The 23,252-nt window shown below is 47.6% G+C and carries 20 protein-coding genes; 9 read left to right on the plus strand and 11 right to left on the minus strand.

The features are described from left to right. Positions 1-121: 121 nt before the first annotated feature. The 6 genes from G8759_RS03740 to G8759_RS03765 all read left to right on the plus strand — a co-directional run bounded on the left by G8759_RS03740 (position 122) and on the right by G8759_RS03765 (position 6,551). A complete protein-coding gene (locus G8759_RS03740) occupies positions 122-604 on the plus strand; it encodes a heme-binding domain-containing protein (RefSeq protein WP_167205342.1) in 483 nt (160 codons plus the stop codon). A gap of 363 nt (positions 605-967) precedes the next feature. Next, positions 968-2,296 carry an extracellular solute-binding protein gene (locus tag G8759_RS03745; RefSeq protein ID WP_167205344.1) on the plus strand — a complete coding sequence of 443 codons (1,329 nt, stop codon included), beginning with the start codon at positions 968-970 and terminating at the stop codon, positions 2,294-2,296. A 66-nt stretch (positions 2,297-2,362) separates the two neighbouring features. Beyond that, positions 2,363-3,214: a carbohydrate ABC transporter permease gene (locus G8759_RS03750; RefSeq protein WP_167205346.1), complete on the plus strand. Its 852-nt coding sequence runs from the start codon at positions 2,363-2,365 to the stop codon at positions 3,212-3,214. A 77-nt stretch (positions 3,215-3,291) separates the two neighbouring features. Further along, positions 3,292-4,101 carry a carbohydrate ABC transporter permease gene (locus G8759_RS03755; protein WP_167205349.1) on the plus strand — a complete coding sequence of 270 codons (810 nt, stop codon included), beginning with the start codon at positions 3,292-3,294 and terminating at the stop codon, positions 4,099-4,101. A 42-nt stretch (positions 4,102-4,143) separates the two neighbouring features. Continuing rightward, positions 4,144-5,448 (plus strand): glycoside hydrolase family protein, encoded by a 1,305-nt coding sequence (locus G8759_RS03760; RefSeq protein ID WP_167205353.1) that lies wholly within the window; start codon positions 4,144-4,146, stop codon positions 5,446-5,448. 2 nt (positions 5,449-5,450) lie between these two features. After that, positions 5,451-6,551 carry an ABC transporter ATP-binding protein gene (locus G8759_RS03765; protein WP_167205357.1) on the plus strand — a complete coding sequence of 367 codons (1,101 nt, stop codon included), beginning with the start codon at positions 5,451-5,453 and terminating at the stop codon, positions 6,549-6,551. Between the two features lie 97 nt (positions 6,552-6,648). On the opposite strand, the gene G8759_RS03770 is transcribed toward G8759_RS03765, so the two are convergent. From G8759_RS03770 to G8759_RS03810, 9 genes are all read right to left on the minus strand, one after another. Then, the gene (locus tag G8759_RS03770; RefSeq protein ID WP_167205359.1) at positions 6,649-7,674 is read right to left on the minus strand and encodes a hemin-degrading factor; all 1,026 of its coding nucleotides are present in this window, start codon (positions 7,672-7,674) and stop codon (positions 6,649-6,651) included. Further along, positions 7,671-8,492 carry a heme ABC transporter ATP-binding protein gene (locus G8759_RS03775; RefSeq protein ID WP_167205361.1) on the minus strand — a complete coding sequence of 274 codons (822 nt, stop codon included), beginning with the start codon at positions 8,490-8,492 and terminating at the stop codon, positions 7,671-7,673. Before G8759_RS03775 ends, G8759_RS03770 begins: the two co-directional genes overlap by 4 nt. Positions 8,493-8,504: 12 nt before the next feature. Continuing rightward, the gene (locus G8759_RS03780) at positions 8,505-9,614 is read right to left on the minus strand and encodes a FecCD family ABC transporter permease (protein ID WP_167205363.1); all 1,110 of its coding nucleotides are present in this window, start codon (positions 9,612-9,614) and stop codon (positions 8,505-8,507) included. 5 nt (positions 9,615-9,619) lie between these two features. Continuing rightward, on the minus strand, positions 9,620-10,495 hold the full coding sequence (locus tag G8759_RS03785; RefSeq protein WP_167205365.1) for a heme/hemin ABC transporter substrate-binding protein: 876 nt from the start codon (positions 10,493-10,495) through the stop codon (positions 9,620-9,622). 59 nt (positions 10,496-10,554) lie between these two features. Continuing rightward, positions 10,555-11,937 (minus strand): HmuY family protein, encoded by a 1,383-nt coding sequence (locus tag G8759_RS03790; protein ID WP_167205367.1) that lies wholly within the window; start codon positions 11,935-11,937, stop codon positions 10,555-10,557. A 68-nt stretch (positions 11,938-12,005) separates the two neighbouring features. Continuing rightward, complete coding sequence (locus tag G8759_RS03795; RefSeq protein WP_232074124.1) at positions 12,006-14,309, minus strand: TonB-dependent receptor; 2,304 nt, start codon at positions 14,307-14,309, stop codon at positions 12,006-12,008. 733 nt (positions 14,310-15,042) lie between these two features. Beyond that, entirely contained in the window at positions 15,043-15,567 is a 525-nt protein-coding gene (gene mog, locus G8759_RS03800; protein ID WP_167205369.1) for a molybdopterin adenylyltransferase, read from the minus strand. A gap of 75 nt (positions 15,568-15,642) precedes the next feature. Continuing rightward, positions 15,643-17,460 carry a glycosyltransferase gene (locus G8759_RS03805; protein ID WP_162388992.1) on the minus strand — a complete coding sequence of 606 codons (1,818 nt, stop codon included), beginning with the start codon at positions 17,458-17,460 and terminating at the stop codon, positions 15,643-15,645. Positions 17,461-17,553: 93 nt separating this feature from the next. Then, on the minus strand, positions 17,554-18,519 hold the full coding sequence (locus G8759_RS03810; protein ID WP_167205371.1) for an isoaspartyl peptidase/L-asparaginase family protein: 966 nt from the start codon (positions 18,517-18,519) through the stop codon (positions 17,554-17,556). 110 nt (positions 18,520-18,629) lie between these two features. On the opposite strand from G8759_RS03810, the gene purU reads away from it, so the two are divergent. Both purU and G8759_RS03820 read left to right on the plus strand, forming a co-directional pair. Next, positions 18,630-19,442, plus strand: a complete 813-nt coding sequence (gene purU / locus G8759_RS03815) for a formyltetrahydrofolate deformylase (protein WP_232074293.1) — start codon at positions 18,630-18,632, stop codon at positions 19,440-19,442. Positions 19,443-19,611: 169 nt separating this feature from the next. Continuing rightward, positions 19,612-21,276 (plus strand): sodium:solute symporter family transporter, encoded by a 1,665-nt coding sequence (locus G8759_RS03820; protein WP_167205375.1) that lies wholly within the window; start codon positions 19,612-19,614, stop codon positions 21,274-21,276. Here the strand turns inward: G8759_RS03820 and G8759_RS03825 are convergent, their stop codons facing one another. Next, on the minus strand, positions 21,277-22,011 hold the full coding sequence (locus tag G8759_RS03825; RefSeq protein WP_167205378.1) for a copper homeostasis protein CutC: 735 nt from the start codon (positions 22,009-22,011) through the stop codon (positions 21,277-21,279). Positions 22,012-22,364: 353 nt separating this feature from the next. Here G8759_RS03825 and G8759_RS03830 point away from each other — a divergent pair, with 353 nt between their 5' ends. Beyond that, complete coding sequence (locus tag G8759_RS03830; protein ID WP_009284883.1) at positions 22,365-22,586, plus strand: DUF2795 domain-containing protein; 222 nt, start codon at positions 22,365-22,367, stop codon at positions 22,584-22,586. Positions 22,587-22,691: 105 nt separating this feature from the next. On the opposite strand, the gene G8759_RS03835 is transcribed toward G8759_RS03830, so the two are convergent. Further along, a complete protein-coding gene (locus tag G8759_RS03835) occupies positions 22,692-23,168 on the minus strand; it encodes a sterol desaturase family protein (protein ID WP_167205380.1) in 477 nt (158 codons plus the stop codon). Positions 23,169-23,252: the final 84 nt, after the last annotated feature.

A 23,252-nucleotide genomic window follows, 5' to 3' on the forward strand; every position in this document is an offset into this window, starting at 1 on the left:
CGTCATTTGAAACCGTAGCATTGCTAAGGCAAGTAGGTGCATGAGCGAAATTCCTGAAATGAAAAGGAGATTTTTTACGAAAGGCCCTTTGATTACTATCTTGGGTCATAATTCTTAAACTATGCTCCGTAAAGTACTTCTTGGTCTGCTGGTAATCCTTGTCGTTATTCAGTTTATTCGGCCCGAAAAAAATCAGTCAACAGGTGTGTCGCCTAATGACATCACAACCAAATACGCGGTTCCGGCTAATGTACAACCCGTGCTGAAGCGGGCTTGCTTCGATTGCCATTCCAACAATACGACTTATCCTTGGTACGATAACATTCAGCCCGTTTCGTGGTGGCTCAATAATCATATCAAAGAGGGGAAAGATGAGCTTAACTTCTCGGAGTTTGCTTCGTATTCGCCCAAGAAAGCCCGACACAAACTGGAAGAAGTAGGCGAAGCGGTCACCGAAGGCTGGATGCCCTTAGACTCCTACTTGTGGATTCATCACGAAGCAGCCCTGAAACCAGAAGAAGCAAAGCTCATCGCCGACTGGGCAAGCCAGCTTCGGAGCCAGATCCCGGCTCCGCCCGATGAAAAAGAGGAGCATCACCACTGAGCCGTAAAGCAACACAATAGGGTGTAGTATAGTCTGTAATCGAATGAGCAGGCTATGCTATACCCTATTTTCATATAAAAATGTTCTTGGTCGATAATTAAACTTTTCGCTTAAATAATGGTAATATTATGATCTGATAGCGGAAAGAAATACAATCGAGGCTGATCTATTGGATGATTCTTCGGCTAAAGCTATGACGGGTGATAACATATCGTTAGATGTATTGGTTGGGCAATACTAATTTCTTATTAGTTCAATACAGCACTAAGGTTAGTGTCAATAACGTGCTCATTCAGAATTTAAGTCTGACTGCTTGGTGAAAACGAAAGACAAGCCCAGTTGTCCAATCGGTAAAATCATAGTATGTCTCAAGGATGGTTTATGCGAAAATTCGGATTCATTGCCTGTTTGTTCGGGTTGATGTTGGGCGGCTGCCGGCAGGTGGAAACGAAGCGACCACTGCTTTTCTGGTGCTCCAACAATGCTGGAGAAATCACATTCGCCCGTGAGTTCACCGAACAATGGCAACGCAACCATCCTGACAAACCGCTACGCTACCAGCCCATTCCTGAGGGTCAGTCGAGCGAGGAGATCATTCTGGCATCGGTAGTGGGAAAAACCACACCCGACATTTATGCCAATATGTGGCAGGGTAGTGTCGAAATGTATGCCAAAGCCGGGGTACTGGTCCCGCTTGATACGATTAGCGGCTTCATGGAATTTCTGCGTGTTCGCTGCGACAGTTCTGTAATTCAGGAGATTACTTCGTCGGATGGGCATATCTACCAGGTTCCCTGGAAAGTGAATCCAATTATGACCCTATGCAACACAGGGCAGGTTAACGGCCCTAATCTGAAAGGGCCGCCCTACACCTATTCCAGTTACCTGAATGCAGGAAAGCAGCTCACAAAAGATGCAAACCACGACGGTTATATGGATCGTTGGCTCGGTTATACTGAAGTGAAAGTCATCTGGTATCAACGATTCTTTAATTTTTATCCACTTTATCTGGCTGCGTCCAACGGTGCTCCGCTAGTGACAAACAATCGGGGACATCCATCCCGGGCCGCGTTCAATAACCGCTATGCGGTAGACGTCTTTCGGTTTTTGCAGCAATTGTATCGGGATGGTTATTATCCTAAAGAGCGGCTCACATCTGCCCGCGATCCGTTTCTGAACCAACGTATAGCTACCTCATTCACAGGGCCGTGGCAGGTCGGTTTTCTGGAAAGATACAAAGACACTACCCTGCATTATGACACCTGGCCAATGCCTGTGCCCGACAGTCATACTGGCCCGGCCTATACGTATGGCGATCCCAAAAATATCGTTATTTTCAACACGTGCCCTGACCCGCGGGCAGCCTGGGCATTCATCAAAACGCTGATCGATAAACCTGGCGATTTGCGATTAATGGAGCTGACCGGTCAGTTTCCGCATCGGCGCAACGTAGATACCGATCCGTATTTCAGTTCGTTTCTGCAAAAGAATCCGAAACTTCTTCCCTTTGCCCGACAGTCACGTTACATCAAGGGGGTTGATAATTGCGAAGTTATTGTAGAGGTTTTTGACATTATTTCGCAGGAATACGAAGCCTGCGTCGTGTATGACCGAAAAACACCTGAATCAGCCATACGCGATGCCGCCAGGGCAGTTGATGTATTACTAATGAGCGAAAAAATGAATGAGTGAATGAGTGGCTGACGCTCCATTGTTCGATGCGTCAGCCACTCATTCATTCTTTCGCTCTTTGTTATTATGAAAAAACTCATTCCCTACTGGCTGGTTTCGCCCTACATTCTGTATTTCTGCGTGTTCGTAGCGTTTCCAGTGATGTTCTCGGTCGTGCTAACATTTCATAGCTGGAATATTATCTCGCCAATGAAGTTTGTTGGAGTCGAAAACTATGTTCGGCTGTTCAACGACCGGCTTTTCTGGCAGGCGATTTATAATACCCTCCGGTTTTTGGTGATCCATATTCCACTGCAAATTGTGGTAGCGCTAACACTGGCCGAATTTCTCAACCAGAAAATTAGAGGGCAGGCTTTTTTTCGGGGCGCTTTTTTTCTTCCCGTCATTGTGTCGGGTGTAGTCGTTACGATTTTATGGCAACAGCTATTGGGGTTCAATGCGGGCATTCTGAATCGGGCTTTGTCGGTCCTGTCTTTTCCGAAAGTTGCCTGGCTTGAGGAGCCTGCTATTGCCATGTATGCCATTGCGCTGATGGCCACCTGGAAAAACGTCGGGCTTTATGTGATTCTGTTTCTGGTAGGGCTCCAAACCGTGCCGGTACAATATTATGAAGCTGCGGATATGGAAGGCGCAACTCACTGGCAGAAATTTCGCTACATCACCCTGCCAATGATCAATCCAACCATATTTATGGTGGTTGTGCTGTCAACCATCGGTGGGTTTTCGCTCTTTATCGAACCCTATATTATGACCGAAGGTGGGCCGCTGAATAGTACGCTGTCGGCAGTTATGTACATCTATAAACAGGCATTTCAATATTATCACATGGGCTACTCGGCCACATTAGGATTCTGTTTTGCCCTGCTGATTCTGGGGGTAGTTGCCATTCAAAAACGATACGTCGAACAGGAAATGTAAAGAGCGAAAGAGTCAATGAGTGAAAGAGTGGCTGGCACATTCACTCATTGACTCTTTCGCTCTTTCACTCATTGAAAATGATGAAATTACTCCGATACACGCTGCTCATACTGGCTGCCTTATCATTTATTTACCCGTTTATCTGGATGATCAGCGCGTCGTTGTCATCGGAGCTGGGTATTGGTTCGCTGACATTGCTTCCTATTAACCTGACCCTTCGTAACTATTCGACCGTTTTCGAGCGAATACCGCTAGGGCGCGCCTTCATCAACAGTTTGCTGGTGGCACTTATAACAACAGGTCTGGTGCTGATTTTGGGCGCTATGGTCGGCTATGCCCTGGCTCGATTGCGTTTTCGGGGTCGAAACCTGATTTTTTATCTCATCATTTTTACAATGACGCTACCTTTTCAGATTACGCTTATCCCTAATTACATCACCATGGTGAAGCTGGGCTGGGTCGATTCCTACTTTGCGCTGATTGTGCCATTCGTCATGAACTCCCTGGCGGTACTCCTGTTCCGGCAGGCGTTTGCCGGACTACCCCAGGCACTGATCGATGCCGCACGAATTGATGGCTGTGGTGAGTTGCGAATCATCTTCCAGATTCTTCTGCCCAATATCATCCCAACCGTTTTGACAGTTATTATTTTAACATTCATGGGCTTATGGAACGAAGCGCTCTGGCCATTGATCGTTATTCGTGACGAGTCGACCATGACCATGCCCCAAATGGTAACCTTATTTTCGGTTGGGGGACGAGCCGATGCTCAATTAGGCGTTAAGCTGGCGGCAGCCGTGATGCTTGCCTTACCCATTCTCATTGTTTACCTGTTTTTTCAAAAACACTTCATTCGGAGTATGGCTTCATCCGGCCTGAAAGATTGACCACGCTTATGATCTGCGTACTAAGTAAACCGTTCTATCGGTATGAAAATCTATTGTTATTTCATCTGTTTTTTCCTGCTTCAGCTCCCACTATTGGTCGTCGCTCCCAATCGTAAAATCCGATCTGTTCAGCCTAATCCAGATAGCGCCCGACTGGTCAATACCAGTCATCTTGACCACTTGTATCAGACCGTCAAACTCAATGGTGCAGCCGTCGGTTTGATCAATATTTATAGTGAATACCCTGACTATAAATGGGTTGCCGACGACGACGAAGGGGCTGCCTGCATTGATGATATTGCCCGAACCGTGCTGTTTTTAGTGCATGAACCTGATCTGGCCACTAATACCGACAAACAGGACAAACTGCGTAAACTAAATGAATTCGTGCTGCAACTACAGTCCGAAAATGGCTATTTCTACAATTTCATTTTTGGTAATCTGTCGATAAACAAGGTTGGTAGCACAAGCATCAACCAGCCGAACTGGTGGTCATGGCGAGCGCTTTGGAGCCTGACTGAAGCCTATCCGTATTACAAAAGTGCTGACCCTGTTTTTGCCGTACGGCTACAAACTGCCAGCAAGCGGCTCGTTGCCAACATGATTCGGGATTTTGGCAGTAAACCACAAACCTACCAGTTTGTTAAGGGACTGAAAATTCCAGTCTGGTTGCCTTACGGTTCCGGTACTGACCAGGCCGCTATTATGATGCTTGGTTTACTGAATTATTATCAACAAACACCTGATGGCCAGGTACTGAAGCTGATTGGCACATTAGGTGACGGTATTGTTCAAATGCAATTTGGTACAGCCGGTCAAGTACCTTATGGAGCCATTATGAGTTTTGAGAATAAGTGGCATGCATACGGCAGCGATCAATCCTATGCTTTGCTACGAGTAGGGAAAGCACTGAATCGTCCTGACTGGACGGCCGTTGCCAGGCGGGAAGTCGATAATTTTTACCCGTATCTGCTCAAAGAAGGTTTTCTTGAGTCGTTTGAAAGTAGCCAACAGGGCACGAGCGTATCGTTCGGTAAAAAATCACGTTTTTCGCAGATTGCCTATGGTGTCAGACCCATGGTCTGGGCCGCGCTTGAATTGTATGACCAGACGAAAGACGCTAACTATGTCAAGCTGGCTGGGCAATTGGCGGGGTGGTTCTGGGGCAACAATCCCGCCAGGGCTATCATGTACGATAAAGCGAGAGGGCTGGGCTTCGACGGTATCTCATCAGACACACAGATCAATAAAAATTCTGGCGCCGAATCGACGATTGAATCGCTACTGACATTTCAACGGCTTGAGAACTACCCGGATGCTATCGCCCAGGCAAACAAATACCATTAAGTATGGCAGAAGTTAAATTGATGCATGTGGCCAAATCTTACGAGAAAGGCCCCCGTGTTATTCGGGATGTAAACATCACGGTGAAAGACCGCGAATTTCTGGTATTGGTTGGACCATCGGGCTGCGGCAAATCGACCCTGTTGCGTATGATTGCGGGTTTAGAGGAAATTTCTGAGGGCGATTTGCTCATTGATGGGCAGCGGGTAAACGATGTGCCTCCTAAAGACCGTGACATTGCTATGGTGTTTCAAAACTATGCGCTCTATCCGCACATGACCGTATTTGAAAATATGGCTTTCGGATTAAAACTGGCGGGTCTGCCCAAAAACGAAATCCGCCAGCGAGTCGATCGGGCAACTAAAATGCTGGAGATAGAAGCCTTACTCGATCGAAAACCCAAAGACATGTCGGGGGGACAGCGCCAGCGCGTCGCCATTGGGCGGGCTATTGTGCGCAACCCAAAAGTGTTTTTGTTCGATGAACCCCTAAGCAATCTGGACGCTAAACTTCGGGGGCAAACACGGATCGAGTTGCAAAAGCTTCACCGCGAACTGAACGCGACAATTATTTACGTGACGCACGATCAGGTGGAAGCCATGACGCTCGGCGACCGAATTGTCGTCTTACGCGACGGTGATGTTGTGCAGCAGGATACGCCGATTAATTTATACGATCGCCCTGCCACCCAGTTTGTCGCCGGGTTTATTGGCTCGCCCCCCATGAATTTCATACCGGGCCACATTAGCCAAGACTCACCCATTCGCTTTATCAGTACAGGCGGACAAGTACAAATCGAGTTGGTAAACGTGCCTCAGGCTGATCGGCTACTACCGTATAAAGGCCAGCCGATTACGCTCGGCATCCGGGCCGAACACATTAGTGACCAGCCTGTTTTTGCCCAAAATGTTCATAGGCAGCCCGTAACGATTGAGGCTATTGAAAACATGGGTAACGAAACATTAGTCTATTGCCTTCTTAATAACGGGCAGTTAATCGCTCGTTTAGCAGCAGGGTACCTTGCTCCCTTCGGTCAGCAGGTTGATCTATTCGTCAATCTTGACAAATGCCACTTTTTTGAGGCACAGACAGGTCTGACGATTTGATCAAAAGAACGAACATGAATCATCCCGAACCCTGTCTCCATATTGGAATACCGCAATTCGGGATGAGCTATGCTGAGGGAAAAATCAAAAAGTTGCGTTAGGCAGCAATAACTTCGTTGACGACCTCCTGCCATTCTTTCATTTCAGGAACGCCGGGCTTGCGTTTGCCAAACATCAGCGCAATGCTATTCCCGTCTTTATCGAACAGATCAAGACCCGTTACAATACCATCTTTTGTGGGTTTACGGGTTACCCAGATGCGGCTGATCTGATCTTCGCGCAGGTGCATGTTGAACTCAGGGTCCAGCACATTGTACCAGGGGCCCATACTGACCAGTTTCTTAACCAGCCCCGTATGAATTTGGATACATCCCGGACTTGACGCAAAAATCATGATCGGCACTTTGCGTTCGGCAACGGTTTCGATTATTTTTTTGAGCTGATCGACTGAGATCGACACCGAGTGACCCTCTGGAGCCAGACGAATTCCCTGCTCCCGATCAAGTTTGTGTTTTCGGAGAAGACCAAAAAATTCATGCGTATCCTGCATGGCTAGCCACTCTTCCTGAAATGCTGCCACATCAATGGCTTCTTCCAGTGTTTCCGATTCTTTTTCCGGATAGCTCAGTGTAACGATCGGCGTTGACTGATCAAGGGCTACATATTTCTGCACTAATGCTTCATAAGCAGCTTCGTCGGACCGGTCGGTCAGGTAAATTTTATGTACTGCCAGACCGTCCTGATCGAAAAACTGAAGGCTCTTGCGGCTATTTTCATCAACAGCAAAGCCGAAATGCCAGTGTGACATGAACAGGCGAAGGTCAATATCGGGGCCCAGTACCAAACCGGTCTGATCCCTGAAGGATACTTTTTCATATACACCTTTTCGCTCGTGAACGATGTTATCGTTGCGTGTCAACGCCATAACATAACCCAGAGTCGGCACTTCCTTGAGCAGTTCCCGGAAATCACCTTCCAGGCGTTGCACAGTTTCGCCAAGCTGGGTAGCTAATAAATCAGCTTCACTAACGCCCAGCTGTTTAGCCGCATCGCGGATTCTTGTTTTTGGGTTTTCTTCTTTAAACGAATCCCAGCGTTCTTTAAGGCTTTTTGTAGTAATCATTTGGTTTTGGCGATTTGATTTGGTCGGTTACGATCAGAAAATTGATTTTGCTGTGGAATCACCAGCGGACAATCCATATCGGGATGTTCAATGAGCCACACATTTAAATTGAAGACACGCTTAATCGTATCAACGGTGATGACGGAGCGAGGAGATCCTATTGCTTCGACCTGCCCGGCCCGGAGCATAACGATTTGATCCGCATATTGAGCCGCCAGATTCAGGTCGTGTAAGATGACAACCGCGCAAAATCCTTTTTGGGTAAACTCGCGAGCCAGTTCCAGCATTTGGTGCTGGTGCAGCAGATCGAGACCTGTGGTAGGTTCGTCCAGAAAGAGTATACCTTCCGGCACATCCCAGATTTGAGCGAGCACGCGGGCTAACTGCACACGCTGTTGCTCTCCACCCGACAATGTGGTGAAAACGCGTGATGCAAAATCCCACATACCCACTTTTTTGAGCGCCATTTCGGCAATAAAATAGTCATGCTCCGACGGGTGAAAATCGAAGTGCGGGTACCGGCCCATCAGGACCAGTTCACTCACTAAAAAAGGGAATACGACTGAGTTCTGCTGTGGGAGCACAGCCCGGAACAGCGAAAGCTCCTTATCAGAATACGTATCGATTCCTTTGCCCAGAAGCCGGATTTCACCGTTGGAGACGTTTAGTTCGCGCGTACACAATTTGAGCAGTGTCGATTTGCCCGCCCCATTGGCGCCCACTATTGCCAGTAATTCGCCCGGATTGGCCCGAAATGAAACACCGTCGAGTAGTTTTCGATTTCGTATCTGGTAGGATAGATGGCTGACTTCGAGCATCGTTCTAGTAGTTTATACGCCCGCCCGGCGTCGTTCCCGAAATAAAATCCATAAAAAGACTGGTGTGCCGATCAGAGCGGTGAGAATGCCGATGGGAAGTTCTGCCGGGGCTACGATTGTACGGGCAAGCGAATCGGCCAGTGTCAGCACAATGGCTCCACCCAAAGCCGAACCCGTTAGCACCCGACGATGATCGGAACCTGCTCCCATCCGAATCAGATGCGGAATGACCAGCCCTACGAAGCCAATAATACCGGCAACTGCCACCGACGTGCCAACGGCCATCGTCGAGAAAATAATGACCTGACGCTTGATCCCTTTCAGGTTAACGCCGAGCATACTGGCCTGACTTTCGCCAAGTGCCAACAGGTTCAGGGATTTTGCCAACCGGGGAATACCAACCAGCGCAGCGATGGTGAAGGGCAGAATTCCCAGCACTGATGCCCAACTAGCACCTCCCAGGCTCCCCAGACTCCAGAACGTTATGTTACGAAGCTGCTCATCAGTGGCCAGATAGGTCATGATACCGGTCAATGCCCCAGATAGGGCATTAATGGCAATACCTGTCAGCAGCATGGTCGTAATCACATCTTTACCGGCCATGCGGGCAATTCGATACACGAAAAATGCGGTTGCACAGGCACCCACAAAGGCAACGACCGATAAGGCGTAGATACCCAACACACCCGTGAGTGTCTGGAAAAACTTAACCTCAAGAACAATCATCATCACCGCTGCCAACGATGCTCCCGACGAAATGCCGATTAGACCCGGATCGGCAAGCGGATTTCGGAAAAGCCCCTGAATTGCAGCTCCTGATATCGCTAAACCGGCACCAACCAGAACAGCCAGGCAGACTCTGGGTAACCGGATCGCCAGCAGAATAGCTTCTTTTGTACTGTCGACATCGACGGAATAACCAAATGATTTAGCTATAATCAATCCAATCTCATAAGGAGTTATCCGGAGCGCACCAATACCTACTGACACGACAAGGGTTATCGACAAGGTAGCCACCAAAGCAGGCATTAACCACGGATTGACCGTCGTTTTGATCGCCGACTTTGGTACCTGGTGCGTACTGGACGATGGCGGATTAATGGTTGCAGTTGCGCTATTCATCCAGCTTAAGCTTTAGGCTTCTGGGTTATTTTCTGGGCTAACTCCTGTAGCGCTTTTCCTAAACGTGGAGAGAAACCAGACAGCAAATGACCATCCATTGTGATGATACGACCGTTTTTGCCCGCATTCGTTTGGGCAACTCCCTGTACTTTTGCTAAACCATCAGCACCTCCGAGACTTTCCAGACCGCTATCGAACAACAGAATCACGTCAGGATTTGCCGTAACGAGGGCTTCGGCAGTAAGTGGTTTGTAGTTCTCGAAATTGGGCGTGGCATTGGCACCACCAGCCAGTTCGATCATTTTGTCGACCTGAGTTCCCCGGCCCGATACCATCATGGTACCCGTGCCACGGGCATAAATAAATAACACCTTCGGGCTTGTCATTGCCTTTTTGACCTGGGCCAGGTCAGCGTCTAGCTTTTTGATCAAGGGCTTGGCCCGTGAAGGAACCTGACAGGTGTTGGCTACATCCTGAATGAGCTTTTTAGTGCCAGCAACGCTGTACTCCTGCTGAAACGTGATGACTTTAATGCCCGCCGATTTGATTTGCTCGATCACCTCTGGTTTTGTACCCGCATTTTGCGAGGTTAGCACGAGCGTCGGTTTCAGCGATATCACTCCCTCGGCTGAAATAGTCCGGTTATGGCCAACTTTAGGCAGTTTCTGGAGCAATTCGGGGTATGTACTGGTCACATCAACACCGATCAGGTGTGATTGAAGGCCCAGATCACAAAGAATTTCGCTGACAGTGCCGTCGAGCGAAACAATGCGAATGGGTTCATCTTTGGGCGAACGGGTTGCGTAGGCCGATTGATTGCTCACCAGTAAGCCCAGTAGAAGCGAACTGAGCCATAGAGTAAAAACAGACAGTTTTTTCATTGCTTTATCGGTAAAAAGTCGTGCTGCCCGTGAATACAGGCAGCACGGCCAGGTCATCATTACGACGCTTGCTTAACTAGCTTAAATTCAAACTTGGGCTTACCGCGTTCGCCACCATCCTGCGAGGTGAAACTGACGAATTTGAGCTTATAGACGTTTCCCGCGGCATCCTTAATGACGTAGAACCGATCCGTTTTCACCCCGATTGTGCCCGTAGTGGCCCGCCAGTTGGCGCCAATAACGTGCTTATCGCTCTTGAAGGCCGTGGTGGCAATGTTACTTTCGCCATAGGCATCATACGAAACGGTGCTGGTCAGTACTTCGGCTGCTGTTACACCGCCGAGGAAGTTGATATACACCTGATCGGAGAAGTAATAGGGAATATCATTGGTGCCGTCGCTGGTTTTGTAGATACCTCCAGTCCACTCAATGTCCCAACGTGCTTTGGCTGGTTCTACATCCACTAAAGCCCCCGTATCGAATGATGCGTATTTAAAATTATACGCATTGTCTTTCGGAATTGAAACCGTTTTGAAGGTCGTTTCTTTAATGCCGGCATACTGTAACGTATAACCAGTAGTACCGTTGCGGATTACCCGAATTTTTACCCAGCCTTTGGCAGGCGTTGCCCCACCCGTTCCCCGGTTAATGATGTACACCTTGTTATCGGCATCAGTCGCCGAAATACTCGGAATGACTGTTTTTGTAATATCGCCCGATACATCGTCGATTAATTTTAGACCGGCCGGATCAAAGCCTAGCGTTAGTGCCAGTCCAACAGTATCGGCCGCTGTCACCTGAGTTAAATCATTCTTGGCCATTGCCACAGCGGAGGCACCCGTCATGTTGTTTAGAATAACCCGAAAATCAGCGCCCGAATAGAAACCCAAATCCCAGGAAGCCCTTTTGACTGAGGTAGCGGCATTATTGCTCAAATCAGCAAAAACGGCGTTTACAGCACTGGAACCGCCCGTTCCACCATCGAGTGTCAGGGCGGTACCTGTCGAAACGATCGAGGTGAATTTAACCTTCAGTTGTTTGGTTGTACCCACCAGAACCGGACTGGCTGCGGATGAAATAGCAAAATCGATGGTTTCCGTACCGCTAAGGAACAGATTATCGGCTTTCGTGAGTTTAAACGAAGCGTCGCTGCTACCCGCTGGAACAGTTAGCGAAAGCGTATTGCCGGTGGTTGCGGGAGTGGTTGTAAACTGCGTTCCATAGGTAATGCCGGTCGGGTTAACCTGAACGGTTACAGCCATAGCTGCGTCGACGGCTCGCGATAATTTAAGTTTAATGATGGCTTCTTTAGTCGTAGCATCCAGACCTTGTTCGGCACTTTCGAACTGGACCAGATTGTCGGGTAGCGGTGGATCACTCTCCTTACAGGCATTTAATGTACTTACTGCCAGAGCGAGCATGTAGATAATGACTCTTTTCATATGATTTGAACTATTTGGAAACTGAGGTTTATTAACGAGTAATTGGCTGAGAGGAAGGTCTATTAGGCTTACTGTTTGTACCACTGAAAACTAAGCCCCATAAAGTAGGAGCGGCCGTAGCTAACCGGTGCCTGGCCACTTGAGCTATGAGCACCGCCCGTATCAGGCGATGTATTCGCCAGTCGGGTAATGTTGAACAGGTTTTTAACCCCGGTCGTGAGCGTGAGGTATTTCGTAATGGTTTTCGTTATCGTGAAGTCAGCCCAATGGAATGGAGCTATTTCGGTCAGGGTTGCCGACACCTGACCATCTGCATTGGCAGTGGCCAGGTAACTTGGTTTCTTCCCGGAATATTTATAGAAAATGCTGAGCTTGGTGTCAATTTTCTTCAGCGTATAAGTGAGGTTCGTGTTTACTTCCGGCGACCACATGAATGATGTTAAGCGCCCGTTTGCGTAAGTGACCGTATCGGGTGTAGCCAGCAGGTTGTTGTAGCGGCCTATGTACGAAAAGCCCACTGTAGCCTGTAAATCTTTCCAGCCAACGACATTTTCCAGTGTGAAACCAGTTGTTTTGAATTTATCGATATTAATGTTCATCGATATTCTGGGATCGCTGGGGTCGATTCCATAGCTGATCAGATTGTTGAAATCATTGTAGAAAAAGCCGAGTGTTGATTTGAACTTAGTACTCACCTGCCAGGCCAGCGATCCGTTAAAACTGTTCGAATTTTCGGCTTTCAGATTTGGATTACCACGGATAGAGTGGCTGGCATCGAAGAAATTAAAGTACAGTTCACGCAGAGCCGGTGAGCGGAACCCGCGGGCGTAAGCTAAGCGCAGATCCAGATTGCTGGTGAGCGCAAATTTGGTGTTAAGGGAAGGAATAGCCGGTGGGGCGTCGTAGGCCGAGTTTTTTACGAAGCGTAAACCCGGACGGATACTGATACGGGAAGTTGGATTAAGTGTTGATGAAACGAAAACTGCGTAATCGTTAATGGTCGGTGAACCCAGAATCCGCGCTCCAGAAGCGGCATCCAGATTAATATCGATGCCAGGCTGCAACGAAACTGACGAGGAGATTTTATAGGAGGCTGTGGCACGGTACGTTTGACTGGCAAATTTTGATAGATCCTGTTCGCCTTCGCCCAGCGAAAGAGTTCGCTGTCCGGTTGTTAAGTCCAGAATCGTCGTCTGTGTCCGACGCTGGTAATCGGTATAAGAAGCCTGGCCGTTGAGCTGTAGACGTTCGCTCAGTTTCCAGTCGCCCTGCATTTGATGCCCATACCGATAGGTAATGTATTTCTGATCGCGGGCCTGATGTGTGTTTACATTTTCAGTTCCCTGGCTTAACAGATCTTCCTTGAGGGCGTCGAGCCGATAATAGATATTGACCGTTTCAGTGCGGTAGCCAACTTTCCCGTGTCCGAACAATTGATCTTTGGGTAGCCAATCTTTTGCCCGACCTGGTGATTGACCCTGCCAGCCACCAAAGGTGTTATTGGTAACGCCCGCCGATCCATTCCAGCCTTTCTTTTGCCATGTAACACCCACATTCTGAATATGAAGCCCCTGATTGGTCAGTAGATTATATTCTTTATTAGCGGTTTCTTCCTGAATCCGGGCGCTAACGCCGAGCTGTTCGGTGCCTGGCTTTTTGGTGATAATATTGATAACACCCGCTAATGCATCTGAACCATACGAAACAGACATGGGGCCTTCTACGATCTCGATGCGCTCAATATTATTGATGTCGATCTGATTAAGGCTTTCGCGGGTATCGCCCCGGTCGACCATGGGTAAACCATCCAGCAGAATTTTCACGTTGCGACCTGACATGCCCATCAGTTGAACGTCAGTTGTGCCCAGCGTCAAATCATTCGAGAAGCGGAAGCCTAATTCGTTATTCAGCACGCCCATAACGTTTACGGCGGCCCGCAAGCGAATGCGCTCACTGTCAATTACGCGTACATTATAAACCGATTTTTTGAGCGATTGGGGTTCATACTGGCCTGTTACAACTACTTCATTAAGTTGGGTATTGAATGCTTTCAGGCGGGTTGTAAATTGGCTAGGCTTGTCTTGCGTTACCTCAATAGTTTGTCGCACCGATTCATAACCGATCATCGAAACCTGCAATTCGTGATTTCCTGGCTTCAGGTTGGAAAGAATAAAATGCCCGTTTCGATCGGCGGCTATCCCTTTTTTGACTCCATTGACCCGTACGGTAGCGAAGGCTCCAGGAGAGCCATCTGTCAGAAGAACTGTACCCTCAATGGTGCAATCAGCTGTTTGCTGAGCCTGTATGGTAGAGATGCTAATCCACATCAAGAGTTTCAGTAGTAAGAAACAGTTGCTGTATTTATTTTTCATAGCTGATTCTAGTGGGAGCAATAAGCCTTGGTATAAACGGGTATCGTATCGAGGCCATTTTAACTGGTGATTAGTTGCTGGTTTCTACGATTACGAAAAACTTGATGTGTCTTATTATTATTTAGACTCATTAAAAATAGATTACAAAGGAAGAGAAAGCATGCCTTGGAAGCAAGAGTTATTTAGAATTTGTCTTAATAAATTGACTGGAAGGCTAGCTGGTTTATCGAACCAAATCCAAACACACTAAATAGATCTAATAGAATATTAAATTTGTATAGCATTAAATAGATATTATTTGAAATTAAGTTTTATAAATAAAATTCATTTCTATTCAATCGTCGTTAAGGTTTTGTCAATAGATTTTGACAGGTAAAGGAGCTGTTAGAGATTACATATTAGGGCTTCGCCTGGAGCCGTGGCTGAGAGCCGTGCCACCGCAGCCGCGGACGGTGGTTTGTTTGTGCAATGAGTAACCGTAGCACGGCTGTGAACGACGGCTCCAGGTGAAAGTCCTACTTTAGTATCAAGATCATGTCATTTGCTTTGCTGGTTGCAAAAAGTACGTTAGCTAAAGTGATGAGCGAGGTATTTCAATAGCATCAAACGCTTAGAATATTTGTATCGGATAACGGCTATTGGGGAGAAACAATACTAAAAGTGCAAAACCGCAATGAGGCTTCATGAAGCCTCATTGCGGTTTTGTCAAAAAACTGTAAAATCCTGGGAGGCTTTAGCTCTTCGGGCGAAATACTTTCATTACCGTCTCGTCTGTCGTGAGAAACGGGCCGCCAATCAGATCAATACAATAGGGGATGGCCGGAAAAACTACTGATAGACACTGGCCTATTGCCGTGGGTTTGCCTGGTAAATTGAGCAGGAGCGTTTGATTACGAATACCAGCCGTTTGTCGGGACAGGATCGCCGTTGGGACGTACTTAAGGCTTTCCTGCCGCATCAATTCGCCGAACCCTGGCAACATCTTCTGGCACACGGCTTCGGTGGCTTCTGGTGTTACATCGCGGAGAGCAGGACCTGTTCCGCCCGTCGTGACAACCAGGCAACATCCTTCTACGTCAGCCAGCTCAATCATAGTTGCCTCTAGCTGATCCTGTTCGTCGGGGATAACGCGATAAACGGGCTCCCAGGCGGAGGTCAGCCATTCGGTCAATAGTTTAACGACAGCCTTGCCGGGAATATCTTCATAAACACCCGCGCTGGCCCGGTCTGAGACATTAATAATGCCGATTTTGATCATAAACGATAGGGAATGTACGATAGCTGCTCAATGATATTTACCAACCAGATCATTGAGCACCTGTCATACAGCTTATCAAGGTTTTCTGCGCTTTAGCGCGAGGTCATGCGCTGTGTCGTAATAAGAGCGGAGATTGCTCCAGTCGAACACTTCAGCGATGCTTTCAACGCGGTTACGCTGAGCAATGCGCTCCCGTTGTGCCATCCGAACAAACCGGAAGAGCACACTGGCCAACTGGTCAGCCGCTTCGTTGAAGTTTTGCGTCCGGCGGTTGATAACGTAGATGCCCCGGTTTTCGTAGTCCCGCATGATCTGCATAATGAAATCGCCGAACCCTGACTGATCGCTTGTAACGGTCGGTATGCCACGAACAACGCATTCCAGCGGTGTGTAACCCCATGGTTCGTAGTAGCTAGGAAAGACACCAAGGTGGCAGCCACGTACAAACTGGCTATAATCCAGACCGAAAAGCGGATTGGTAGACGCAATGAAATCCGGGTGATAAACGACCTTGACCCGGTCGTACTCATTGTTGACAAGATTGGCCTGCCGAATGAAACGCGTCATGTCATCTTCCTGCACCAAATTGTGGGTTACGAAAGGCGGAAGATGTTTTGTTTTCCAGCTTTGAACCGTGCGTCGAAGGCGAAGACGCCAGTATTCATCCACAAATTTGTTCAGATCAGGCAGCGTATTATCCGTATTCGACGCGGCAGCTAAAAACAACCGTTCGCCAACCTGTTTTTCGATACTCTCACACGTTTCCTGAATTTCGTCGAGCAGCGCCCGCGAGTGCAGTACCTCAGGATTGATTGATGTGTAGGGTTGTTTGGTAACCATGAACATCACCACCGTCATATCCATGCTAGCCTCCCGCATTCGGTAATTGAGCCTTGCGAGGGCTTCGAGGGTTAGGTCATAGCCTTTATTGGAGAACTCAAACCGGCCCGACGTAAAGAAGTAAAGCGTTTTTTCCAGATCAAACGAATAGCTCTGGAAAAAGTGACCCATCACGAATTCATGAATTTTCTCTTTATAGCGGACGTGGAGATTCTGAAACTCGTGTGTAGCAGCAAATCGGGTAATATTCAGTCCATTAGGCAGGATCAGGTCAGGGTTGCGGCCTAAAAAAACTTCGCACTCGCGGGCCGTTACATCACTGACTGTCGTAAACACATGAGCCTGCTGAGCAGCCAGTCGCTCAACGGTAGCCTGCGTATCGATATTGTAGTGCAGGGCTTCACGCTTCCAGTCAAAGAAGGGTAGTTTACCGTAGAAACCAGCCTCGTTCTGGGCCAGATAACGGCCCAGCATCGTGGCGTGGGTTGTAAAAACGGTAGCTACCCTAACGTTATCCCGGCGAAGATCGGGGAGGCCAGTGCTAGCCATCCATTCATGGAAATGGGCGACAAAATCGACACGCCTTGAATGATCTTCAGACAGTAGTGTAATGAACTGTCGGACCATTTCACCAAAGGCAATGGTCTGATTAACAAGATCTTCGACGTTTATTGTCGACAGCTGGTGGTTTTGCCAAAGCTGACCTTTAATGTAGTTCAACTGCTCTTGTTTGATGCTATTGATGTCGAATAGCACCACGCGTGGGCGACCCGTTACGAGCCAGTAACCATATTCAATGGTATAGCCCAACTGGCGCATCTTTCGAACAGTCTGCCCAATCTCTGTTTCATCAGGCTCAGTAATCGGTTCAAATTCAGCGGCTGCCCGTTGCGGGAAATACGGCCCGAGCGCAACATAGTTATCATCCCATTTCTCGACCATAGCCGGCACTTTTGACCGGATGACCGTATAAATACCGCCCACCTGATTACAGACTTCCCAGGCGATTTCAAGCAGTAATTTCCGCTTTGATGTTGAAAATACCGATTCCAAATTAGCTGATAGTTTTGGCGTATTATGTACTAGTACAGATTACGAAGTTTGGACGTGCAATCAAATACTATAAACAATAAAAGACAAACTTGTTTATTTCAAATATGAGCGAGCATCCAGAACCTTTGTCTGTTTGTTCTGTGATATGGTGTAGTTAAAGCCCGGCTGAATGCTGAATGCACCTGTTTCCCCCTGCTTATTTACGGCCAGAAAACCAACCTGAATATCTTTGTAATCCTGCTTTTTCACGATCCGCAAAGCTGCCTCTTCGCAGGCCTGCTGGGGTGTTCGGCCCTGGCGCATTAGTTCGACGACCAGAAATGAGCCACACGTTCGCATGACTAATTCGCCCAGCCCCGTTGCACAGGCTCCCCCAATTTCATTATCGACGAACAAACCTGCACCAATTATGGGTGAATCACCAACACGACCATTCATTTTATAAGCCAGTCCGCTTGTTGTGCAGGCACCTGAAATATTTCCGTTTTTATCAATGGCCAGCATGCCAATTGTATCATGGCGCTCAATGTTGGCAATGGGCTTGTATTTCGCTGTTTTTAACCATTCCCGCCATTCTTTTTCCGCTTTTTTTGTCAGCAGGTTCTCCTTTTTAAAGCCTTGAGATAGAGCAAATGCCAAGGCTCCTTCACCAGCGAGCATGACGTGGGGTGTTTTATCCATAACTGCCCTTGCCACTGAAATCGGGTGCATGATATGCTCCAGAAAGACAACTGAACCGGCATTCCCTTTCTCATCCATGATGCAGGCATCGAGCGTAACACGGCCATCGCGGTCGGGACGCCCGCCGTAGCCAACACTCATATCTTCCGGGTCTGCTTCAGGTATGCGTACGCCCGCTTCTACGGCATCCAGGGCTCGTCCACCCCGATCAAGGACCGCCTGAGCGGCTGCATTTGCTTTAGGTTGTTTCCAGGTAGAGAAAACCAGAGGTCCGTTTGCCGAAGCATCGACCTGAGTTGATGAAGAAGTCTTGAAGGATAATGTCGGAAAGAGGCCAGCCAGGGAGCTAACAGACAAAAAACGGCGTCGATTTATCATAATATAGCTACTATTGGCCCAAAATAAAGGAATAAACAGTTGGCATTTACTACTTTTAGCCGATTTATTACGAACGAATTATGGAAGATTCCAGAAAGCATATTCTGCTGATGGATGGGCCTGATGACAAGGGCCTGATTTATCATGTAACCGGCGTTCTTTTTCGCCATAACCTGAACATCATTCATAACGACGAATACGTCAGTCCATCGGGGCAATTCTTCATGCGAACCGAATTTGAAGGAACTTTCGATACAGCTGCTTTACTGAATGAATTAAAAGCGACCTTACCCGATCCTGGCATTACGTTTCGTTTAAACCCAAAACGAAAGAAAAACATAGTTGTTCTGGTTACCAAAGAGCATCATTGCCTTGGCGAACTTCTGATTCGCTATGCGTTTGATGAACTGGATGCAACCATTCTGGCCGTGGTGAGCAATTACAATATTCTGCAACCTCTGGTCAGTAAGTTCGGAATTCCGTTTCATTACGTCTCTCACGAAGACAAAACCCGCGAAGAACACGAGGAAGCGATATTAAGGACACTGTCTATCTACGAACCCGAATTCCTGGTACTGGCTAAGTACATGCGCGTGCTGACGGCTGGTTTTGTCAATAAGTTTCCGAATCGGATCATTAATATTCACCACTCGTTTTTGCCCGCTTTTATTGGGGCTAATCCTTATCGGCAGGCCTACGAACGGGGTGTCAAAATTATTGGCGCAACGGCTCATTTTGTCAATAATGACCTCGACGAAGGACCGATTATTGCCCAGAATGTGAAAGATGTCGACCACAGGCATACAGCTGCCGACATGGCTACCGAGGGGAAAGACGTAGAGAAAATTGTTTTGTCGCAAGCCCTGAAGCTGGTGTTCAATGATCGGGTCTTTATTGCCGGTAACCGGGCTATCGTTCTATAAATAGCCCGGCTGAAGAGGGTATCTGTATGGTTAGTTTACGTATTATCTGGGATTAGGCTCCGGGATACTAAGAAAGTCGCAGAAAAGCTCACTTTTTTGTATCAGGAATATGGTATATTTCGGGCCTGAAAAATCCCATTAACTTAGACTTCCTGTTCCCTGCTGTATCATGCAAAAACTTCAAACATTAGACTATACAGTCTTTTTTGTTTACTTCATTATCGTTAGTGCCTACGGGTACTGGATTTATAAGAAAAAACACTCCGCTAATATATCTACCACTGATTTCTTTCTGGCCGAAGGGTCACTGACCTGGTGGGCTATCGGTTCTTCCCTGATTGCATCTAATATTTCGGCCGAGCAGTTTATTGGCGCTTCTGGAGATGGATTTGCGATGGGTTTGGCAATTGCAACGTATGAATGGATGGCGGCCGCTACGCTGATTGTAGTAGCCGTTTTTTTTATGCCCATTTACCTCAAGAACCGCATCTTCACGATGCCACAGTTCCTGACCCAGCGGTACAACAACACCGTTGCCATGATCATGGCCATCTTCTGGCTATTTCTCTACGTGTTGGTTAACCTGACCTCGATTCTGTTTCTGGGAGCACTGGCCGTATCGACCATTTCAGGACTGAACTTCACGGCCTGTATGATTGGGCTGGCCGTTTTTGCGGTCATTATTACACTGGGCGGCATGAAAGTAATTGGTTATACCGACGTAATTCAGGTTTTCTTCCTGATCCTGGGCGGTTTGGCAACTACCTATCTGGCCGTTGATCTGGTTTCCACACAGAATGGCACAGAAGGAATACTCAAAGGATTTAGTCTGATGCTGGACCAGTCGGCAGATCACTTCCACATGATCTTTCATAAAGGAGACCCGCATTATGCCTCACTACCCGGCCTGACCGTTCTAATTGGTGGTATGTGGATTGTGAACCTGAACTACTGGGGTTGTAATCAGTATATTACGCAGCGGGCGCTCGGAGCTGATTTAAAAACGGCTCGTGAGGGTATTCTTTTTGCCGCCTTCCTGAAGTTGCTGATGCCAATAATTGTAGTATTGCCCGGTATTGCCGCTTATACGCTTTATCAGAAAGGTTTGTTCCAAAAGGAGATGCTGGATATTACGGGCGAAGTGAACAAAGACCACGCTTATCCCGTATTGCTCAATCTGTTGCCTGCCGGACTTAAAGGGCTTTCTTTCGCGGCTCTGACGGCTGCCGTAGTGGCTTCCCTGGCGGGTAAGGCTAACTCGATTTCGACCATTTTTACCCTCGATATTTTCAAAAAATACATCTCGCCCGATGCCAGTGAAAAAAGACTGGTTCAGGTTGGTCGGATAACCATTTGGGTAGCTATGCTGATGGCAATTCTTATTTCGCCATTCATGGGTATTGATAAAAAAGGAGGATTCCAGTTCATTCAGGAAATGACGGGTCTGGTTTCACCGGGCGTATTTGCCGCCTTTATTCTGGGCTTCTTCTGGAAAAAGACGAACTCTCAGGGGGCTTTGTTTGCCATTGTGGGCGGCTTTCTCCTCTCATTGTTTTTCAAGTTTGTGCTGCCGGACCTGGTTAATCTGCAATTTCTGGAACCACTGGGCTTTGCGGTCCAGAATGCCGACGGCGTTTATACGATTCCGTTTCTCGATACAATGGGCTTCGTTTTCCTGATCTGCGTAGCCGTAATGATTGTTCTTGGGCTGCAGAAACCCAGCACAAAAGGGTTGGCTATTGATGCCAGTATGTTTAAAGTAGCGCCAACATTTGCGATGGGTGCCGGGCTGATTCTATTCCTGGTTGCTATCCTGTACGTTGTCTTCTGGTAATTACTGCCGTTTGACCTGATTTACTACGCTCTGAATGGCGTCGGCACTGGCTTCGATACGTTCGTATTCGCCCAGTACAGCCGACGCCATTTGTAGATTTGGCCGTCGATAAACCATTGGACTTGGCTGGCTACTTTTTCCACTCAGATGCAAAGCCGCCAGTCCAATGCCAATAAACTGGCTTGCATTATGGCCCGAAACACCAACACCGGCCATAATTTCGATTCGTCCGGCGGCTTGTTCAGTTAGCTGATAGAGGACCGACAAGCCCGACTCTGCCGAAGGATGCTGACCTGATGTAAGGATTCGTATGGCACCCGTACGGATTACGGCTTCCAACGCTTCGACTGGGTCGCGGGTCATATCGAAAGCGCGGTGAAAAGCAACCGGCATCGGATGGGCCAGCTCGACGAATTCTCTGGTTTTGACTTCGTCGACCGTTCCGTCGGCTTGCAGGATGCCGAGTACGATGCCATCGACTCCGGCTGATTTAGCCGTAATAATATCGGCTCGCATGACCGCTAATTCGGTATCGGAGTACAAAAAATCACCCCCCCGTGGCCGGATCATAACGAATAACTGAATGGAAAGATGCTGACGGGCTAACTGAATTAAACCGGCACTGGGCGTAGTACCCCCTTCACTCAGGCCACCACACAGTTCAACACGGTCGGCTCCGGCTTGTTGGGCTGTTAAACAAGATTCAAACGAGTAAGCACAAACTTCAATTTGCATTTGATTCGATACGAAATGTTTTATTCCCGCGCCATGCCCTATTAGAGCTCTGCTTCCGTAAGAAAAACGTGTTGGCTCCGAAAGCAGTCAGCTAAATAAAAAGTAGCGTTTATGTCGGAAATATTAAAGCTGAAAATATAGTTTAGATCAAAAAGTATGTATTTTGACTGAAAATTCCCTTCTGGACCAGATTTGCCGGAAGTTCTAAACAAAAGTAGGCACTGGCAGTTAATGGCCTAAAATCCCGTCATAAATACCTTTTGAAACATTTTTGCGGAAAAGTGCTTGGATATTAACTGTTTTTTTACTTTTGCACCCTCATTGAAAAGTAGTCATTAAATACTGAAGACACTATGTACTGGACACTCGAACTCGCATCCTACCTGGAAGATGCTCCCTGGCCTGCCACTAAAGACGAGCTGATTGACTATTCAATCCGCTCTGGCGCTCCCCTAGAAGTTGTTGAAAACTTACAGGAGCTTGAAGATGACGGCCAACCTTATGAAAGCATCGAAGAAATCTGGCCGGATTATCCGACCAAAGATGATTTCTTCTTCAATGAAGACGAGTACTGAGCCATCCGGACAGTCTTCACATCAAAAAGGCGTGACCCATTTATTCATTGAGTTACGCCTTTTTGTTTATATGCTGAGCTAATAACCTGATTATCCAGTTCCTGATTATTCTTCTTTAGCGCTGGCTGGTGCGCTCTTTATCGTGCGGTCGTATTTTTTTGGCGCGTACAGAAAGCCGAATGCCTCGGCCCCTTCCTTCGTATGAACTTTGTGGTGAATGTAATGCGCCCGCATGATTCGCTGCATGTATCGACCACTGGTATCAACTTTCATTTTTACCCGCCGATGAACAATGATGTCGTGAAACACAAAGTAAAAGAAACCATATAGCGTTACACCCGCCCCGATCCAGGCCAGAAAATCCAGGGCTGGAACATTTACGCCTATGATAATAAGACTGATAGCTGTCAGGCTGAAAACAACGGCAAAGAGGTCGTTTCGCTCAAAAAAACCCTTATGATGGTTGTGATGATCGCGGTGCCAGGTCCACAAAAAACCGTGCATGACGTACTTGTGTGTGAACCAAGCTACACCCTCCATGAACAGAAAAGTCCCTAGAACCAAGGCAACGTTTAGCAGCATTTTTGTGTTATTTAAGTAGTACAAAGGTAACTGGGTAGCTTGAGTAATTCGTTGCCTATGAATGGCGTTAACCATTTTTTATGA

The sequence above is a fragment of the Spirosoma aureum genome (assembly GCF_011604685.1).
Taxonomy (GTDB): Bacteria; Bacteroidota; Bacteroidia; order Cytophagales; family Spirosomataceae; genus Spirosoma; species Spirosoma aureum.

What these genes read in the sequence shown, in the direction of transcription:
- G8759_RS03785 (WP_167205365.1), bottom strand. Translation starts at nt 10,495, where the DNA reads ATGAAAAAACTGTCTGTTTTTACTCTATGGCTCAGTTCGCTTCTACTG.
- G8759_RS03760 (WP_167205353.1), top strand. Translation starts at nt 4,144, where the DNA reads ATGAAAATCTATTGTTATTTCATCTGTTTTTTCCTGCTTCAGCTCCCA.
- G8759_RS03790 (WP_167205367.1), bottom strand. Translation starts at nt 11,937, where the DNA reads ATGAAAAGAGTCATTATCTACATGCTCGCTCTGGCAGTAAGTACATTA.
- G8759_RS03770 (WP_167205359.1), bottom strand. Translation starts at nt 7,674, where the DNA reads ATGATTACTACAAAAAGCCTTAAAGAACGCTGGGATTCGTTTAAAGAA.
- G8759_RS03835 (WP_167205380.1), bottom strand. Translation starts at nt 23,168, where the DNA reads ATGCTGCTAAACGTTGCCTTGGTTCTAGGGACTTTTCTGTTCATGGAG.
- G8759_RS03775 (WP_167205361.1), bottom strand. Translation starts at nt 8,492, where the DNA reads ATGCTCGAAGTCAGCCATCTATCCTACCAGATACGAAATCGAAAACTA.
- purU (WP_232074293.1), top strand. Translation starts at nt 18,630, where the DNA reads ATGGATGGGCCTGATGACAAGGGCCTGATTTATCATGTAACCGGCGTT.
- G8759_RS03795 (WP_232074124.1), bottom strand. Translation starts at nt 14,309, where the DNA reads ATGAAAAATAAATACAGCAACTGTTTCTTACTACTGAAACTCTTGATG.
- G8759_RS03820 (WP_167205375.1), top strand. Translation starts at nt 19,612, where the DNA reads ATGCAAAAACTTCAAACATTAGACTATACAGTCTTTTTTGTTTACTTC.
- G8759_RS03830 (WP_009284883.1), top strand. Translation starts at nt 22,365, where the DNA reads ATGTACTGGACACTCGAACTCGCATCCTACCTGGAAGATGCTCCCTGG.
- G8759_RS03810 (WP_167205371.1), bottom strand. Translation starts at nt 18,519, where the DNA reads ATGATAAATCGACGCCGTTTTTTGTCTGTTAGCTCCCTGGCTGGCCTC.
- G8759_RS03825 (WP_167205378.1), bottom strand. Translation starts at nt 22,011, where the DNA reads ATGCAAATTGAAGTTTGTGCTTACTCGTTTGAATCTTGTTTAACAGCC.
- G8759_RS03755 (WP_167205349.1), top strand. Translation starts at nt 3,292, where the DNA reads ATGATGAAATTACTCCGATACACGCTGCTCATACTGGCTGCCTTATCA.
- mog (WP_167205369.1), bottom strand. Translation starts at nt 15,567, where the DNA reads ATGATCAAAATCGGCATTATTAATGTCTCAGACCGGGCCAGCGCGGGT.
- G8759_RS03780 (WP_167205363.1), bottom strand. Translation starts at nt 9,614, where the DNA reads ATGAATAGCGCAACTGCAACCATTAATCCGCCATCGTCCAGTACGCAC.
- G8759_RS03740 (WP_167205342.1), top strand. Translation starts at nt 122, where the DNA reads ATGCTCCGTAAAGTACTTCTTGGTCTGCTGGTAATCCTTGTCGTTATT.
- G8759_RS03745 (WP_167205344.1), top strand. Translation starts at nt 968, where the DNA reads ATGTCTCAAGGATGGTTTATGCGAAAATTCGGATTCATTGCCTGTTTG.
- G8759_RS03765 (WP_167205357.1), top strand. Translation starts at nt 5,451, where the DNA reads ATGGCAGAAGTTAAATTGATGCATGTGGCCAAATCTTACGAGAAAGGC.
- G8759_RS03750 (WP_167205346.1), top strand. Translation starts at nt 2,363, where the DNA reads ATGAAAAAACTCATTCCCTACTGGCTGGTTTCGCCCTACATTCTGTAT.